This is a genomic window from Microcoleus sp. Pol1C5, assembly GCF_036701115.1.
Lineage (GTDB): Bacteria > Cyanobacteriota > Cyanobacteriia > Cyanobacteriales > Microcoleaceae > Microcoleus.
Genome location: NZ_JAUBQE010000008.1, coordinates 19,356 through 34,954 on the forward strand (window position 1 = coordinate 19,356; position 15,599 = coordinate 34,954).

General features: G+C 46.4%; 12 protein-coding genes. 5 read left to right on the forward strand and 7 right to left on the reverse strand.

What is annotated here, in order from left to right; all coding sequences use genetic code 11:
- The first annotated feature begins 71 nt into the window (after positions 1 to 71).
- A complete protein-coding gene (atpD, locus tag QUA23_RS06495; RefSeq protein ID WP_006635884.1) occupies positions 72 to 1,529 on the forward strand; it encodes a F0F1 ATP synthase subunit beta in 1,458 nt (485 codons plus the stop codon).
- A gap of 183 nt (positions 1,530 to 1,712) precedes the next feature.
- Complete coding sequence (atpC, locus tag QUA23_RS06500; protein WP_006635885.1) at positions 1,713 to 2,120, forward strand: ATP synthase F1 subunit epsilon; 408 nt, start codon at positions 1,713 to 1,715, stop codon at positions 2,118 to 2,120.
- A gap of 89 nt (positions 2,121 to 2,209) precedes the next feature.
- Here the strand turns inward: atpC and QUA23_RS06505 are convergent, their stop codons facing one another.
- On the reverse strand, positions 2,210 to 2,509 hold the full coding sequence (locus tag QUA23_RS06505; protein ID WP_333075195.1) for a DUF7734 family protein: 300 nt from the start codon (positions 2,507 to 2,509) through the stop codon (positions 2,210 to 2,212).
- Positions 2,510 to 2,915: 406 nt separating this feature from the next.
- Between QUA23_RS06505 and QUA23_RS06510 the strand changes: the two genes are divergently transcribed.
- Together QUA23_RS06510 and QUA23_RS06515 are read left to right on the forward strand one after the other, a co-directional pair.
- On the forward strand, positions 2,916 to 3,221 hold the full coding sequence (locus QUA23_RS06510) for a hypothetical protein (RefSeq protein ID WP_333075196.1): 306 nt from the start codon (positions 2,916 to 2,918) through the stop codon (positions 3,219 to 3,221).
- Between the two features lie 258 nt (positions 3,222 to 3,479).
- Positions 3,480 to 6,875, forward strand: a complete 3,396-nt coding sequence (locus QUA23_RS06515; RefSeq protein WP_333075198.1) for an ATP-binding protein — start codon at positions 3,480 to 3,482, stop codon at positions 6,873 to 6,875.
- Between the two features lie 48 nt (positions 6,876 to 6,923).
- Here the strand turns inward: QUA23_RS06515 and QUA23_RS06520 are convergent, their stop codons facing one another.
- The 5 genes from QUA23_RS06520 to QUA23_RS06540 form a co-directional block, all read right to left on the reverse strand.
- Positions 6,924 to 7,196, reverse strand: coding sequence for a peptidoglycan-binding domain-containing protein (locus QUA23_RS06520; protein WP_333075199.1), 273 nt, complete (start codon positions 7,194 to 7,196; stop codon positions 6,924 to 6,926).
- Positions 7,197 to 7,417: 221 nt separating this feature from the next.
- A complete protein-coding gene (locus QUA23_RS06525; RefSeq protein ID WP_190663498.1) occupies positions 7,418 to 7,699 on the reverse strand; it encodes a peptidoglycan-binding domain-containing protein in 282 nt (93 codons plus the stop codon).
- Between the two features lie 515 nt (positions 7,700 to 8,214).
- Positions 8,215 to 9,648: a hypothetical protein gene (locus QUA23_RS06530; RefSeq protein ID WP_333075201.1), complete on the reverse strand. Its 1,434-nt coding sequence runs from the start codon at positions 9,646 to 9,648 to the stop codon at positions 8,215 to 8,217.
- Between the two features lie 289 nt (positions 9,649 to 9,937).
- Positions 9,938 to 10,558 (reverse strand): DUF3177 family protein, encoded by a 621-nt coding sequence (locus QUA23_RS06535; protein WP_333075202.1) that lies wholly within the window; start codon positions 10,556 to 10,558, stop codon positions 9,938 to 9,940.
- Positions 10,559 to 10,960: 402 nt separating this feature from the next.
- Positions 10,961 to 11,197, reverse strand: a complete 237-nt coding sequence (locus QUA23_RS06540; protein ID WP_190662788.1) for a Calvin cycle protein CP12 — start codon at positions 11,195 to 11,197, stop codon at positions 10,961 to 10,963.
- 740 nt (positions 11,198 to 11,937) lie between these two features.
- Between QUA23_RS06540 and QUA23_RS06545 the strand changes: the two genes are divergently transcribed.
- Complete coding sequence (locus QUA23_RS06545) at positions 11,938 to 13,191, forward strand: FIST N-terminal domain-containing protein (RefSeq protein ID WP_333075203.1); 1,254 nt, start codon at positions 11,938 to 11,940, stop codon at positions 13,189 to 13,191.
- A gap of 163 nt (positions 13,192 to 13,354) precedes the next feature.
- Here the strand turns inward: QUA23_RS06545 and QUA23_RS06550 are convergent, their stop codons facing one another.
- Positions 13,355 to 15,421 (reverse strand): iron uptake porin, encoded by a 2,067-nt coding sequence (locus tag QUA23_RS06550; protein ID WP_333075204.1) that lies wholly within the window; start codon positions 15,419 to 15,421, stop codon positions 13,355 to 13,357.
- Positions 15,422 to 15,599 lie beyond the last annotated feature (178 nt).

The following is a 15,599-nucleotide window of genomic DNA, read 5'->3' on the forward strand; positions in this document are numbered from 1 at the left end:
GAAATAGCATTTCTAAATGTTAAGACTTTTTCCATAACGGGAAAAATAGCATCCTAACAAAGGCACTATTCATGGTATCCACCGCAGAAAAAACGAACGTAGGCTACATCACCCAAATCATCGGGCCAGTTGTAGACGTAAAATTCCCAGGCGGCAAACTGCCCCAAATCTATAACGCTCTCACAATTTCCGGCAAAAACGAAGCAGGTCAAGACGTTGCCGTTACCTGCGAAGTTCAACAACTGCTCGGAGACAGCCAAGTGCGCGCCGTTTCCATGAGTACCACCGACGGCTTGGTGCGTGGCATGGAAGTAGTAGATACCGGGGAAGCGATCCAAGTTCCCGTCGGAATCCCAACTCTGGGCCGGATTTTTAACGTCATCGGTCAACCCGTAGACAACCTCGGCCCGGTTAATACTTCCGAAAGTATGCCCATCCACCGCAACCCGCCGGCTTTCACCGAACTGGAAACCAAGCCTTCGGTGTTTGAAACTGGTATCAAGGTGATTGACCTGCTCGCGCCCTACCGTCGCGGTGGCAAAATCGGTTTGTTCGGCGGCGCAGGCGTCGGCAAAACCGTGATTATGATGGAACTCGTGAACAACATCGCCAAGGCTCACGGTGGCGTGTCCGTGTTCGGTGGTGTGGGCGAGCGCACCCGCGAAGGTAATGACCTCTACAAAGAAATGATCGAGTCGGGGGTTATTGACGAAGAAGACCGCAGCAAGTCAAAAATTGCTTTGGTTTACGGTCAAATGAACGAGCCGCCTGGTGCTCGGATGCGCGTGGGCCTGTCGGCTCTGGCGATGGCCGAATACTTCCGTGATGTCAGCAAGCAAGACGTGCTGCTGTTCATTGACAATATCTTCCGGTTCGTGCAAGCGGGTTCTGAGGTATCGGCTCTGTTGGGTCGGATGCCTTCGGCTGTGGGATATCAGCCGACTCTCGGTACAGACATGGGCGACTTGCAAGAACGGATTACTTCGACTACCGAAGGTTCGATTACTTCGGTTCAAGCTGTGTACGTACCTGCGGATGACTTGACTGACCCCGCACCGGCTACGACTTTTGCTCACTTGGACGCTACAACTGTGTTGTCTCGCGGTTTGGCTGCGAAGGGGATTTATCCTGCGGTTGACCCCCTGGATTCTACGTCTACGATGTTGCAAGTTAGCGTTGTCGGCGAAGAGCACTATGGTGTTGCTCGTCAGGTGCAGTCTACTCTGCAACGCTACAAGGAATTGCAAGACATTATTGCAATTTTGGGCTTGGACGAGCTGTCTGAAGATGACCGCTTGACCGTTTCTCGCGCTCGCAAAATTGAACGGTTCTTGTCTCAACCGTTCTTTGTGGCTGAAGTGTTCACTGGTTCCCCCGGCAAGTACGTCAAGCTGGCAGACACCATTAAGGGCTTCCAGATGATTTTGGCTGGCGAACTTGATGAATTACCGGAACAAGCTTTCTATTTGGTGGGCGATATCAACGAGGCGATCGCCAAAGCTGAAAAAATGAAAGCTGACGCCAAGTAATTTTAGTCATGAGTCAGTAGTCAGTAGTCAGTCGTCATGAGTCAGTAGTTATTAGTTATTTGTTATTAGTTATTGGTTATTGGTAACAACTGACAACTGACAACTGACAACTGATAACTGACAACTGACAACTGACAACTGACAACTGACAACTGACAACTGACAACCGACAACTGACAATTTATGACATTAACTGTGCGCGTAGTGGCCCCAGACAAAACTGTTTGGGATTCTAATGCTGAAGAAGTAATTCTGCCGAGCACCACAGGCCAACTGGGTATCTTGAGCGGTCACGCTCCAATGTTGACAGCTTTGGATACCGGAGTGATGCGCGTCCGTCCCGGCAAGGAATGGGTGTCTATTGCTCTGATGGGTGGCTTTGCAGAAATCCAAGAAAACAAAGTTACTATTCTTGTCAACGGCGCTGAAAAAGGCGAAACCATTGATAAAGAAGCTGCTCGTACTGCTTACACCGAAGCAGAAGCTCGTTTGGAAAAGGCTACTAGCGGCACTTTGCAAGAGCAAATTCAAGCTAAGCAAGCAATCAAACGCGCGAGAGCTCGTTTCCAAGCTGCCGGCGGCACGCTCTAGCTCTAAGGATAGGAACACGGCTTTTGTAGTAGGGACACAACAATGTTGTGTCCCTACTCTTTTGCTCGCGTTGTGTCCCTAATGTTTTGCTAAACTCCCGCCTCGGACAATAGAGATTGCATTGTTTCCCAAGATAACCCCTGCTGAAGATAGCGGGGGTTATTTGGATTGTAGGGACTCTCCACGCGATCGACACTGACAATTTTGGCTTCCTCCGGCAAAACAGGAACATCTGGATCGAAAGCGGTCGATCGCGTCAGGGAGCTAGAAAAGCCTTTAAAAATAGCAATTTCATCGAATTCGCCGTCTATTTCGGCCTTGACGATTAAAACTTCGTGCGATCGTTTTACCGTGTATTGTTCCAAACGACGAGCAATAGAGTCAGCCATAGCAAATCTCACTTTCCTGAAATCTGCTACAATATAGCTTAATTTTGCCGCTAATTTCAGCGACAGATAGCTAATTTTTTATTTTTAATTCGACCTTTTTTAACAGCAGGAAGTAAGCGGACATAATATAAATCCTGTAAAAAACATCTGCAATGTTTTGATGCGGCCAAACATACTTGTCGGATATTCTATGAGCCACAGAAAGATTGGGTTTCAATTATCGTTGTCCCGTTGAATTTTTATTAAACAGCGTTTGGCTTGGGATATAAGCTGCTATTTATGCTAGTTTTTTGCTTGAGATCAGCTCTGGCAAGTGGCAACTCAAAGCTAATAAATAACTGTTTACTAGGCGGGAATTATAGTTAGTGGTTCAATTTTAGAGCGTTTGGGCTATCGAGAAAAATATATGTGCCGATTTGTCGATCGAGTCACAGTAAAAGGCAAAAAATCTGCCGTGTCGGTGTTTGAAATTTACGATCCAGAAACAGAACAAAGCATTGAAATAAAACAGGAAACTGCTGCTGAATTTCAGAAAGGTCTGGAGCTTTATTTCGAGCAAAATTTTACTGAAGCGCAAAAATTATTCAGTAAGATTTGCCAAAGAAATCCTCAAAATAGGTTAGCAGCAATTTACTGCCAGCGCTCTCTAAAGAATGGAATGTATGGAGTGCCTGAAGGATGGTCGGGGATAGAAGCTTTGGATGAAAAGTAGTGATACATATATATTGTATGTGAATATCGGTAGGGATAGGGCAATGCCTTGTCCAGCGCGGGGAGTAGGACACGGAAATGCCGTGTCCGTAGGGTTCGCTTTGACTTTTAATAATTTGGTATAAGATTAAGGATTGTAGAAACTAGAGCGGGTCTTCCTTGGGTAAGTTGTGTTTAAATACAAAATGGTTTATAATTTTTACCACCGCTCAGCCTTCGCTCCAAGTATTAACTGGGTTTTTCAACCTAAAGTAATGTTATGTCCACTCTTTCTCTCAAGCACTTAGTGGCAAAACTTTCAAAAAAAGCAACGCTGCAAACCGTACTCATAGTTCCGTTTGTCTTGCAAGTATTCGCAGCGGTGGGTATTGTGGGGTATTTATCATTTAGGAACTCTCAAAGAGCAGTAAATGACCTTGCCGATCAATTGATGGGGGAGGTGAGCAATCGCATCGAGCAAAATTTGAGAACTTATCTGGAAACTCCGCACCAAATCAATCAAAGCAAGCTGGATGCGGTGAAACTGGGTTTTGTGAACATGAAAGACTTGTCAGCTTGGGAAAAGTATCTGTGGCGACAAGTGCAATTATATCCTTATATCAATTTTACGTCGATCGCTAATCAAGATGGAGAATATCGCACCGGCGAAAAGATGTCGAACGGCACTTTATTGATTAACGCATCGGGCCCTTCTACAAATTTTGATTTTTATTCTTACAATACTAATGATACGGGCGATCGCACCACAGTAGCAGCCTCCGTCAAAAAATTCGACATCCGGCAGCACCCTTCCTACGCCTATGCGGCTCTAGAAACCAAACCAACTTGGAGTTCAGTTTATATATCCTTCCTAGAACCCACATTGATTCTCAGCGCCCTGCAACCAGTTTACAACAGCCAGAAACAGCTAGAAGGAGTATTAATTGCTGCGTTGCGTCTCGACAGTATAGGTCAATTTTTAAACAGCCTCAAAATAGGCAAATCTGGTCAAACTTTTATTATCGAAAGAAACGGCACGCTGCTGGCAACTTCCACACCCGAAAAACCTTTCCGCACCAAAAACGGTAAAAAAGAAGTATTTAAAGTTACAGAAAGCAGCGACCCAGTAACGCAAACTACAGCTAAATATTTAGAAAATCACTTTCACAACTTGCACCAAATTACAAAATCGCAGCAAATAAATGTTGAGATCAACGGCCAGCAGAAATTTTTAAAAGTCCTGCCCTTCCAAGACGACAAGGGTTTAGATTTGCTGATTGTCGTTGTCGTTCCCGAAGCAGACTTTATGGAACAAATTCAGGCCGGCAACCGAACTACAGTGTTGCTATGTCTGGCAGCTTTGGGCATGGCAAGTGTGTTAGGACTTCTCACTTCTCGCTGGATTATCCAACCTCTTATAAAATTAAAAAATGCAGCAATAGCTTTGTCTGAAGGACAATTTGACCAAACTGTAAAGCTCGATCGTTCCGACGAGTTGGGCGTACTTGCCGCTGCTTTTAACAGCATGGCAGCACAATTGCAAGCATCATTTACTGCCTTAGAAACTAAAAATACCGAATTGCAGCGACTCGACAAACTGAAAGACGAATTCTTAGCCAATACTTCCCACGAACTCCGCACTCCCCTCAACGGCATTATTGGGATTGCAGAATCTTTAATAGACGGTGCTACCGGACAACTGCCAGAATCGACAAATTTTAACTTAGCTTTGATTTCCTCATCGGGCAAAAGATTGTCTTCTTTAATTAACGATCTTTTAGATTTTTCTCAGCTCAAACACAAAACTATAGAACTGCAAATTAAGTCCGTCGGTCTTCGAGAAATAGTCTCTGTAATTGTCACTTTATCTCAGCCATTAGTAGGCAAAAAAAACTTGCAATTGATTAACTCAGTTGCTCCTGAATTGCCGCCAATAGCAGCCGACGAGAATCGCTTGCAGCAAATACTTTACAACTTAATCGGCAATGCGATTAAATTTACCGAAAGTGGCCGAATAGAAATTTCCGCAGAATTGGTAACGGGCAGCGCACAATCACCGTCTAATTCCCAATTAGCCATTACTGTATCTGATACGGGCATTGGCATCCCCGAAGATAAATTAGACCGAATTTTTGAATCCTTTGAACAAGCTGACGGTTCTACTGCTAGAGAATATGGCGGCACTGGTTTAGGGTTAACGGTTGCCAAGCAATTAGTTGAATTGCACGGAGGGCAAATAGGGGTATCTTCAACTGTAGGCGTCGGTTCCCAATTCATCTTTACTTTGCCCGTATCTGAGAGTCAGCCAGATTTTAGTAGCATACAGCCGCGTTTAACCGAGGGTTCTCCCATTTTAATCACTCCTGAATTCGCGGGCAAATCCTCTATAATAAATTCTCAGCTATCAGACAATAGCGACTTCCTAGAAAGTGAAAAACTCAAAGTTTTGGTGGTTGATGATGAACCCATTAATATTCAGGTCATTATCAACAGTCTTTCTCTAGCAAACTATGAGATAACTCAAGCGAGCAACGGCTTAGAAGCTTTAAATCTAATAGAATCAGGATTTAAGCCAGACTTAATTTTACTCGACGTAATGATGCCGCAGATGACGGGCTATGAAGTGTGTCGAGAAGTTCGCAAAAAATACTCGCCTTTAGAAATGCCGATTCTGATGCTAACGGCTAAAAATCAAACTACTGACTTGGTAGAAGCTTTTAACTTAGAAGCAAATGATTATGTAACTAAACCTTTTATAAAAAAGGAATTGTTGGCGAGAATTAACACGCAAATTCGCCTAGCAAAACTGAATGCAGCCTACGGTAGGTTTGTGCCACACGATTTTCTAAACTTGCTGGAAAAGCCGAGTATTATTGAAGTAAAATTAGGCGAAAATCAGGAAAGAGATATGACCGTGCTGTTTGCTGATATTCGTTCGTTTACGGCGCTTTCCGAACAGATGACACCACCTGAAAACTTTGCATTTATTAATACTTATTTGGGAAGGGTTAGCCCTGCCATCAGGAAAAATAACGGATTTATTGATAAATACATTGGTGATGCAGTCATGGCACTGTTTCCTACATCTCCAGAGGATGGTGTGCGAGCAGCAATTGATATGCAAAAAGAAGTGAATATCTACAACCAGCAGCGAGAAAAAAATGGCTTGTTTTCGATCGCGATCGGCGTCGGTTTACACGCGGGCAATTTGATGTTGGGTACAATTGGCGAGCGAGAACGGATGGAAAGTACGGTGATTGCTGATGCGGTGAATCTCGCGTCTCGTTTAGAAGGATTGACTAAGGTTTACGGCGCGGGCATTCTAGTTAGCGGTGCAATTATCGATCGCCTAGACGATCCAGAAAAATATAAGTACAGATTTGTCGATCGAGTAATGGTGAAAGGAAAGACAAATGCTGTGTCGGTTTTTGAAATTTACGAGACAGAAACAGAGGAAAGCATTGTACTTAAGCAGCAAACTGCGGAGATTTTTCAAGAAGCTCTCAATTTTTACTACGAGCAAAAATTTGTTGCAGCCCAAAAAGTATTTCAAAACATTTTACAAATCAATCCGGACGATCGGGTAGCAATGCTGTATTTCAAACGAGCTCGCAAGTATCGAATGTACGGAGCCCCGGAGGGGTGGTGCGGAGTGGAAACTTCGACGGAGAAATAGGGCGCGCACTGCCCGCCCTAATCTCTTTAAAAGATGCTTGCACCAACTTTAAAATATAGTTGTACAAACTCCTAATTTATTCCAAGTTTTGGGGCCGACAATGCCATCCGCAACGATTTTTTGTTGCTTTTGAAAATTGAGGACTGCTTGTTCGGTTTTCGGGCCAAATCCTCCATCAGTATTTACAGAAAATCCGCTGGTGTGCAAGAGCCGCTGGAGGTAGCGAACGTCCTCATTTTGGGTGACGCCATCGTTGCGTTTGAGTAGGGGAAAATAACGGCAGGGAGGTAATTCCATGTGAATTGCGTTTGTGGTTTGCATAGTTTGAGTCTCCATTGGTTGTTTGCAAGCTGTTTAAAAGTAGGGCAGCGGGGAAAAGATGTTAATTAATAGTCCTGAAGGCATTTTTGACGGGCATAAACGAGGTTTCGGTTTCGATCAATCACCAGATTTTTTAGCGTTTATGGGGGCGTAAAGGAAGTATTGCTGTGAAAAAACCCAGTTTCTTGCTACCCGTGCGCCTAGGATTAGTTAACTTGGATTTAACATCCGGGTTCACCTGTATAACAAGCGCCTAATAGACTCCAAGTTTGAGGGCCGACAATGCCATCAACAGCAATCTTATTTTCCTTTTGAAATTTGATGACTGCTTGTTCGGTTTTTGGGCCGAAGAATCCATCAGTTGCGACGGGATATCCGTTTTTAACTAAGGATTGTTGGAGATAGCGCACGTTTTGATTGGCAGTGGTGCTATTATTTCGTTTCAGTGTGGGCAGTGAAGAGCAAAGAGGCAATTGAGCGTAAATTGAATTTGTGGTTTGCATGGTTTGATTGGGGATTAGTGGTTTGCAAGTCGTTTGAACTTGCTATTCCCCAGTTGTAGCTGTGGGGGGAAGTGCTTTAACAGTCGCTTTTTATAGTGACGCTTATCTGGGGTAGCTCAGATGAGTGACAGGCAGCTATCAAATCCGTTTTGTATAAAATAATTGTCAAAGGCAAACAGCAGCGAATTTCGATTTTTTATCAACTTTTAGCATCTTTGCCATCAGCCCCAGACCATAAGTAAGTCGGCGCCAAAAAACGCCCCTATGTAAACGAGGGCAAAGTCTCCAAAGGCTCTCTACTGGCTGACTTAAAGCTGTTTACATAGTGTTACATTATGCGGTTTAATTCCGTATACCTACTTACCTGTACGGCTGTTGGTGTCGGGATGGATAGGCAGATTGAGGTAAAGAAAGCGAGTCAATCAATCCTGTCACGGTGTAATCGCTGCACTCTTATATAAGCTGAGTAAGGGTATTTTATATAGAGAAGGCAAAAATACTGTATTTAAAGCTAATTAACTATTTGATCGGAAAGGGCGATCGAGAAAATTTCTCTGGGGTTGCGACTTTAACTGAGAAGTGATATCGTAGTATCGGTAAATAGTAGATTTCCGGCTGTCAAACAACTTGAGAATTGAATCAATGACAATTTCTGTAACTATAGGGTTAAAGTCGGAAATAAAGTCCTCGGCATTTAGATTTTCTTGAAAAAATTCCTTTGCTCGATCGCACTGATAGCGCATTTCGTCAAAGCCAACAAATTTTACCACAAACGTTGTCAGGGGCGAACTCTCCAAATCGGTATTAGAGGTGCTTTTAGCCCGCCCATTTTCTAATAAATTCAATACTTCCGTTTCTAAACTAATTTTAGGTTGGTAAGGTTTCTCTATTTCTGGAAAAAAGCTTTCCAGGCGCACGCAGTTAGGAACTCGATCGGGAATTCCTCCCATCATCATCGCCAGAGAAACCTCAATCCCCAAATCCGAAGAAAGAGCTTCTAGTAGGGCTAGGGCAGACAGTTTGCACCCCAAATAAAGCTTCGCAATTTCGAGATTGTACTTAGCAGTCGTTTCCCAGCGCTGATAGGTGCGATCGTCTGGATATCCCTCAAACTGCCGGAAAATTATTTCTGGCTTGAGATAATTCAGAAAACCTTCCATCTTGAGCAAAGCAACTCGGTAGTCGCGAATCGTGTAAAAACCGCAGCAGATGAGATTGTGATTGGTTTCCGGCAGTAAATTCCAGGTATTTGCCAAAAAATGGGCTGAACTATGGTGAGCAAAACTCATCACATCCCGGTTAGAGATTCGCACAGCTTTTTTGACCGTTTCCCGCATTTCCTCATCATTCAAACTGAGGTTAAATCGGCTATTTATTGCTTGCAAGCGGTTATAAAGGCGCTGGCTTACCGTTAATCCTGGATCGGGCGCGCGAAACGGAATTGTTGCTTCAATGCAGCCTGCAATTTGAAGCAATTGCTCGCGTTTGAGAAATGGTTCTAGAGCTTTTGCTGCTACGACAGCGCTGAGAAATTCGTTTTGTCCGGCGAAAGGATTGAGGACTTCGCCCGGTACAAAATTGAATACCAGCATTACCATCTCGAAGATAGCATCCGCGGGCAGTTCCGATTGATCCCTAATTTGTAGCTGTTTGTTAACCTCTTTTGCAACAGGAGTGATGTAGTAGCTGACGTTAAAGTTAATGCTGCGATCGACTTGGACGTAGACGGTATCGTGAAATAAAGCTGCCAAAACCTCGATCGCGTCTTCATCTCCCCCCACCTCAAAAATATGTTCGGGAGTGTGAAAAAACCGCCAGGGCCCCACCATCGGCTGAACAATCAGTTCGGAAATCCGAGCGAGTTCACTTGGTTCGACTTTTGCTTCCAGGCGATCGAGCGCCCAAATCAGCCTTTCTAAGCACTGTAAGTAGGCTTGTTTGCTATCCATCACAGTCTTTCCCCATAACATTGCTGTCAGTCGATTTTAGATTTTAGATTTTAGATTTTAGATTTTCTCGACAGATGAATCTGGAAGCTGGAACCTTAGTCTAAAATTTTTATATCTCCACGACTGGATTCCACGGCTTGTATCCGTTTTTGGGGGGTCACGTCAGCCACCCTGCTGTTAGTTTGATTTTGTCCTAGATGCGCCCAGGCTATTTTTATTTGAGATTTATGAGCTTTTTGTGGAATACTTTAGCTGCAATTTAGGAGGGAAATACTAACTTAAACTACACTTAATTTCCGGTAGCTGACCTCCCCTGTTTTCCTAACCTAATTAGCACAAAGTATGACAAGTAAATTACATAGATTACTAAACCTATCAGACCCAACAATCCCAAAAACTGAGGGGTTACCGTAGGGTGAAACATTTGTTTGTAGAGCCAAGGTGGGTCTAACCAAATGCGGCAAAAGGGTTCGTCAATTACCTGAATTTGAGATTTAAAAGCACAGCTTAAGAAGGGAAGTTGAGCTAGAGCGCCCAAACCGCTGTAAACAGTAATCGCCCACCTCCAAGCTGTAAAAGCCAGTTTCAGGGGCGACTGCGGTCGATCGGCAATTTCTTCGTTTAAATCCTCCCAAAACCACAGACTAGCAGGAATTAAGGCCCTCCCAATCACCGACGATACAAAGCTCACAGGCAGCGCAGCCATCATCAGGTAAAGTGTAATTGCCAGCAAACTCGCCACCCGCCAATAAATAATCGACAAACGGACGATCGCCTCAGCTTTTGCCACAACAGCCCAAATCAGCACTACCAGCGGGATAGAAATTGTTAATAACACAGACAACCGATAATCCATCCAGACTAGCGGTTGAAACCAAGGCCCGGTGGCTGCCAATAAAAGACTCAACATCTTTGGGAAAATATACTCACTTATTTGTCACAAATTTTACTACAAAAATGCTAAAAAATCAGCAACCAGAACACGGTCTTAATGTTTTAGTTACTACTACCTTTTCTAAGGTGCTTGGCGCGCTTTAAAACGTACTTGATACACGATAGACGGCAATATGCTGGGATTAAAACTGTTTATTCCTCGAATCTCGCCTTCCCATCCCCCGAACCAAAGGGGGACGCCAGAGCAAATTATTGTCTCCCTTGGTTCGGCGAGTGGAGAGAAGCTGGCTGATGTGAACCATTGGGATAGAGGCCAAATCTCGCCACTATTTCAAGGCTCAACCCCTCAAATAAAATTCTCCCGCGCCAAAAGTTAGATTTCGGCGCGGGAGGGCAGGGATAGAGCTAAATGGCTCGTTTATTCCTCGTAGATGCGGCACTCAGCAGCGTCAGGATTGTCGTCGCAAAATTTTTCAAAAGAATTCTTAGGTTTGACTTGCTTTTGGTGGGAAGCTTCTGCTTGCAGTTCTTCAACTGCGTCCCACGCCGCCGCGCATTCCCCGGAAGTGGCGCCCTTGAGGTCACAGACTGTACGAGCGCTTTCTAGTTCTTCTTCAATTTTTTCTTGGATGTTGCCTGCGGGTGTTGTTGTCATAAAGCTTGTTGGTATGAATGTGTAGGAGAATATGGTGGTCCCCGACCTATTTCTAGGTAATGTTAGCACGCCCCTGAATTTAGTGAGCTGGTTCGGCTAACGGCACATCCTTAACCCAAATAAAGATGTTTAACCGTTAACGACAGAGCAAGGGACTAGCTAAGCAGCCGCTTGGTATCATCACTCAAAAAACGTAGACCTCTAAAGTCTTAGGCTAGTCAAGAGTGGTTTAAGTCTTAGGCTAGAAGCCCAGTGTCTTTAGACCTGGGTCGTTGACCTTATTAAGTAAGAAAGGTTTTCTTTTTGGATGTTAGTTTGGGTTGGATTTGTTGTTTCGGTCTGGCGACCCCAGCTAATAATAGCTTGAGATGCGCTGCTGTTGCAGCAGCCCAGAGAGAAACCATCCATAACTGCGATCGCAGCCCGTCTTTACTTCCTGCTTTACTCTACCCCGTGGGCGGGGGAAGGGTCCACAGGCATCAATGTAGGTCGAGCTGACCTTACTTTTGATGAAAACATTACACGATGTTGGTGTGTCAAACTGTATTGAGCTTTATCTTTTAAGATTTAGCTGAATACGGCATTTAACACTAAACAGATTCGTGGGACACTCATGTTAACTTATGTTAACACAAGAACGGCAATCGAGGGGGAATCGATCGCCGAAGAATAGGGTCTCCCCAGTGGCCAGTTCCGGTTAGCGTAATGTATAGAGATAGTTTTATAGAGAAGTTTGCCTTATGTACACCCAAAACCAAATGCAGTGGGTCAGCGCTTTATCAACCCGTCCGTCTTTGGAATCAGCGCTCAAAGAAGTTATAGAACAAGCCGATCGCGACCTAGAAGGCCCGGCCGATTTAGCGCTGATATTTATCTCATCTGCCTTTGCCAGCGAGTATTCTCGGCTGATGCCTTTACTCCGAGAACTGCTGCCCGTACCCGCGATCCTAGGTTGTGGCGGGGGAGGAGTCATCGGCACGAACCGGGGCGGCCTCACCGAAGAAGTCGAGGGAGCACCCGCAGTCAGCCTCAGTCTGGCGCGCTTGCCGGGAGTCAATGTCAGAACTTTTCACGTCGGTGCAGAAGAACTGCCGGACTTAGACAGCCCCCCGGATACTTGGGTGGATCTCTTGGGCGTGCCGGCCCAGGAAGAACCACAGTTCATCATCTTGGCGGACCCCTTTTCGGCAAAAATTAACGATTTGCTACAAGGGCTCGATTATGCCTATCCGGGTGCGGCCAAGGTAGGGGGACTCGCCGGGGGGGACGGTGCGGGCCGAGGCGCGGCGCTGTTTTGCGACTATCAGCTTTACCGAGAAGGGACGGTTGGGGTAGCTTTGAGCGGCAATATAGTTTTGGAAACGATCGTAGCTCAAGGCTGCAGGCCGATCGGGCATCCTTATCGGGTGACGGAAGGAGAACGCAATATTTTGCTGAAACTCGAAGAACAAACCGACGATACTGGCAGCGGGGGCATCGAGCGATCGCCCTTAGAGGCCTTGCGAGAGTTAGTTCAAACTTTGAGCGAAGAAGACCGAGAATTAGCTCAGCACTCGTTATTTGTAGGCTTAGTCAGCGATGAATTCAAGCTGACATTAGAGCCGGGAGATTTTTTAATCCGCAATCTGTTGGGAGTAGATCCGAAAGTGGGGGCAATTGCGATCGGCGATCGAGTCCGTCCCGGACAGCGCATCCAATTTCACCTGCGGGACGCCCGCACCTCCGCAGAAGACCTAGAAATGCTGCTCGATCGCTATCAGCGGGCTGCCGAGTACAGCGGTACATCTAGCGCCGGCGCCTTAATGTTCTCTTGTCTGGGGCGCGGCGAAGGGCTTTACGGCCAGTCGAACTTTGACTCCCGACTGTTTGGCCGATACCTCAAAAATATCCCCCTGAGCGGCTTTTTCTGCAACGGCGAAATCGGCCCCGTCGGCGGCAGCACATTTCTGCACGGCTACACATCCGTATTCGGGATTTGCCGCCAAAATTCATAATTGGTGAACTGATGAGTGTTAACTGTTGACTGATGAGTGTTAACTGTTGACAATCTAAAATCTAAAATCTAAAATCTAAAATCTAAAATCTAGCCACTGATGACCAATAAATAAAAGCGGCAGTCGCCTGCCGCTTTTAGCTGTAACTAGATGTCTGGAAACCTTAGAAACTAAAGGTAGTACGGAGGAGTCCGACCCAGATATCCTCGTTGTTGTTGTTGTGTTCCGGATTCAGAATCACGTAAACGCCCGGTGTCACCGAAATAAAGTCATTGACTTGGAAGCGATAGAAACCCTCTAAGTGATAAGAGGTGTTGCGATTTCTGGCGACATCGCTCTCGGTAACTTTTGGCGGTACACCAAAGACGAAGCCTAGGACGTTGCCTTGTCGGGCAAAATCTCCCAGGGCCACAGTGATAGCACCATTCTGGATGGTAGCGTCATTGTTGCCACCCCGCAGTTGTTCAGCCTTCGTATAACCGTACCAACCGCCAATCTGAAAGCGACTGCTGGGTTTGAAGTTAACTTGCACGCCATAGTTATCTGATGCGGTGGGTGATTGATCGAAGGGCCGGTTAGCCAAGAAACTGCCGACGCCGCCCATGAGGTTAACATCGCCTGCCCGATTGTATTTCCGAGTGTAAGTCAAGCCCAAGTCAAACGGTCTGCTAAAAAAGCCGATCTGACCCAGAGCGCTGAAAGAACCGTTGAAAACGCCCCTGCCGTCTGCGGGGTTGGGAGCATCGCCGTCGCCTGCGAGATAGCCTGCGGTAGCTCGGAAGCTGCCCAAGTTGAAACTCACACTTGCGCCTGCTCCCTGCGGGCCGCGGAATACGGCCGGGTTGCGTACTCCAAATCTGGAAAGTGAACCGTTACTCGTAGAGTTACCAAAGGTAGAAGCCTGGTCTGCAATTTCATCTAGGTCAAGTCCTTTAGGACCGACAAAGACTGTAGCTTTACCCATCGGGAACCGATAGTACAACTCGTCTAGTGTGAAATTGCTGTTCTCAGCTCCATCAAAAGCTAGGCGAGCCATGTTAGTACCATTGGCTTCACTGTAGTTGGCGACGTTGAGGGCTTGCAAGCGGGTTCTGAGCAAGTCTCGACCGGTGAAGCTGGTGTTGAAGTTCAACCGCACCCGGTAGCCGAGGTTGGTCACCGTGTCGTCTTGGTCGTCGTCAAAGTCGAAACCATCTGCGACGAAGCTGTCGCTGACAGCAAAAATTGCTTCTCCAGCCAATTTGGTGGTGGTGGAGAACTGGTTGGCTTCGAGTTCTGCGGTGCGAGCTTCTAGGCCGTCTACTCGTCCGCGCAGGGTAGCAAGTTCGGCTGCAAATTCTTCTTGCAGGCGTTGCAGGATAGCTAAGTCGTCTCGGGTAACTAAGTTACCTGTTGACCCAATTAGCTGGGTGATCTGGTCTAAGCAAGCGTTGACGCCGGCTGCAAATTCGTAGCGAGTCAGGGCGCGGTTGCCGCGGTAGGTGCCGTCGGGATAACCTACGATACAACTGTAGCGTTCGACTAGGGATTGCAGGGCTTGGAATGCCCAATCTGTCGGTCGCACGTCGGAGAGCTGAGTGACTGATGTCACCTGGGACATGGTTCCGGACGGTTGGGCCGGCAGCGCTTGGGGAGCGACAGGGACGATGGGACCGCCCATTCCGGCGGCTGGTGTCTGAGCAATTTCTACCTTAGTAGCTGGGGTAGTAGCTGGGGTGCTGGCGACTGCTGGCACTTCAATTGTCCCAGGGGCGTCTGTGTGGCTGCTTTGCACTGCCAAGTCTGATGCTTGGGGCGAGGATTCGGCTGTGCCTGCTGCTGCTAGGGGTTCAGTTGTTGCTGCGGCGCTGGTCGGAGCGATTGGGGCTGCTAAGTCGATGTCGCTCCCCGTTGTTTGCAGTGTTGTTTGCACTGCTGCTTCGCTGCTGGTTTCTGGTTTGATTGAGGCGAGTTTTTCAGCGTCTGCTTCGTTAACGACCGGGGTTTGGGCCGCTTCGACGCTGCTGTTTAAAGCCAGGTTTTCTGGGGCAGCAGGGGCTGCTGCAACTGGTTCTGCAACTATTTCTGCAACTATTTCTGCAATTTTTGACTCAGATGACTGAGCTGTAGCTAGCTGGTTGGCTTCAGCGGTTGCGGTCACTTCTGCGGCGATCGCAGCGGTACTCATGACTGATGATAGCCCCAGAATTGCCGGGGATACTAGCAGTAAATTCCAAAAAGTTCTGTTCATTTTCCTCACACCTTCACACTCTATTCAACTCGACGAGCAGCAATTCCCAACTGCTAATTTTTGTGGTTGCTTGCCTGTTGACAATAAATGCCAAAATAGAACATATCCATAACTGTTGATTCACAGTAGGCGTGTCTACTTCTGCTTGAACTTAGGGGGCTGAGCCCTTATACCGCCC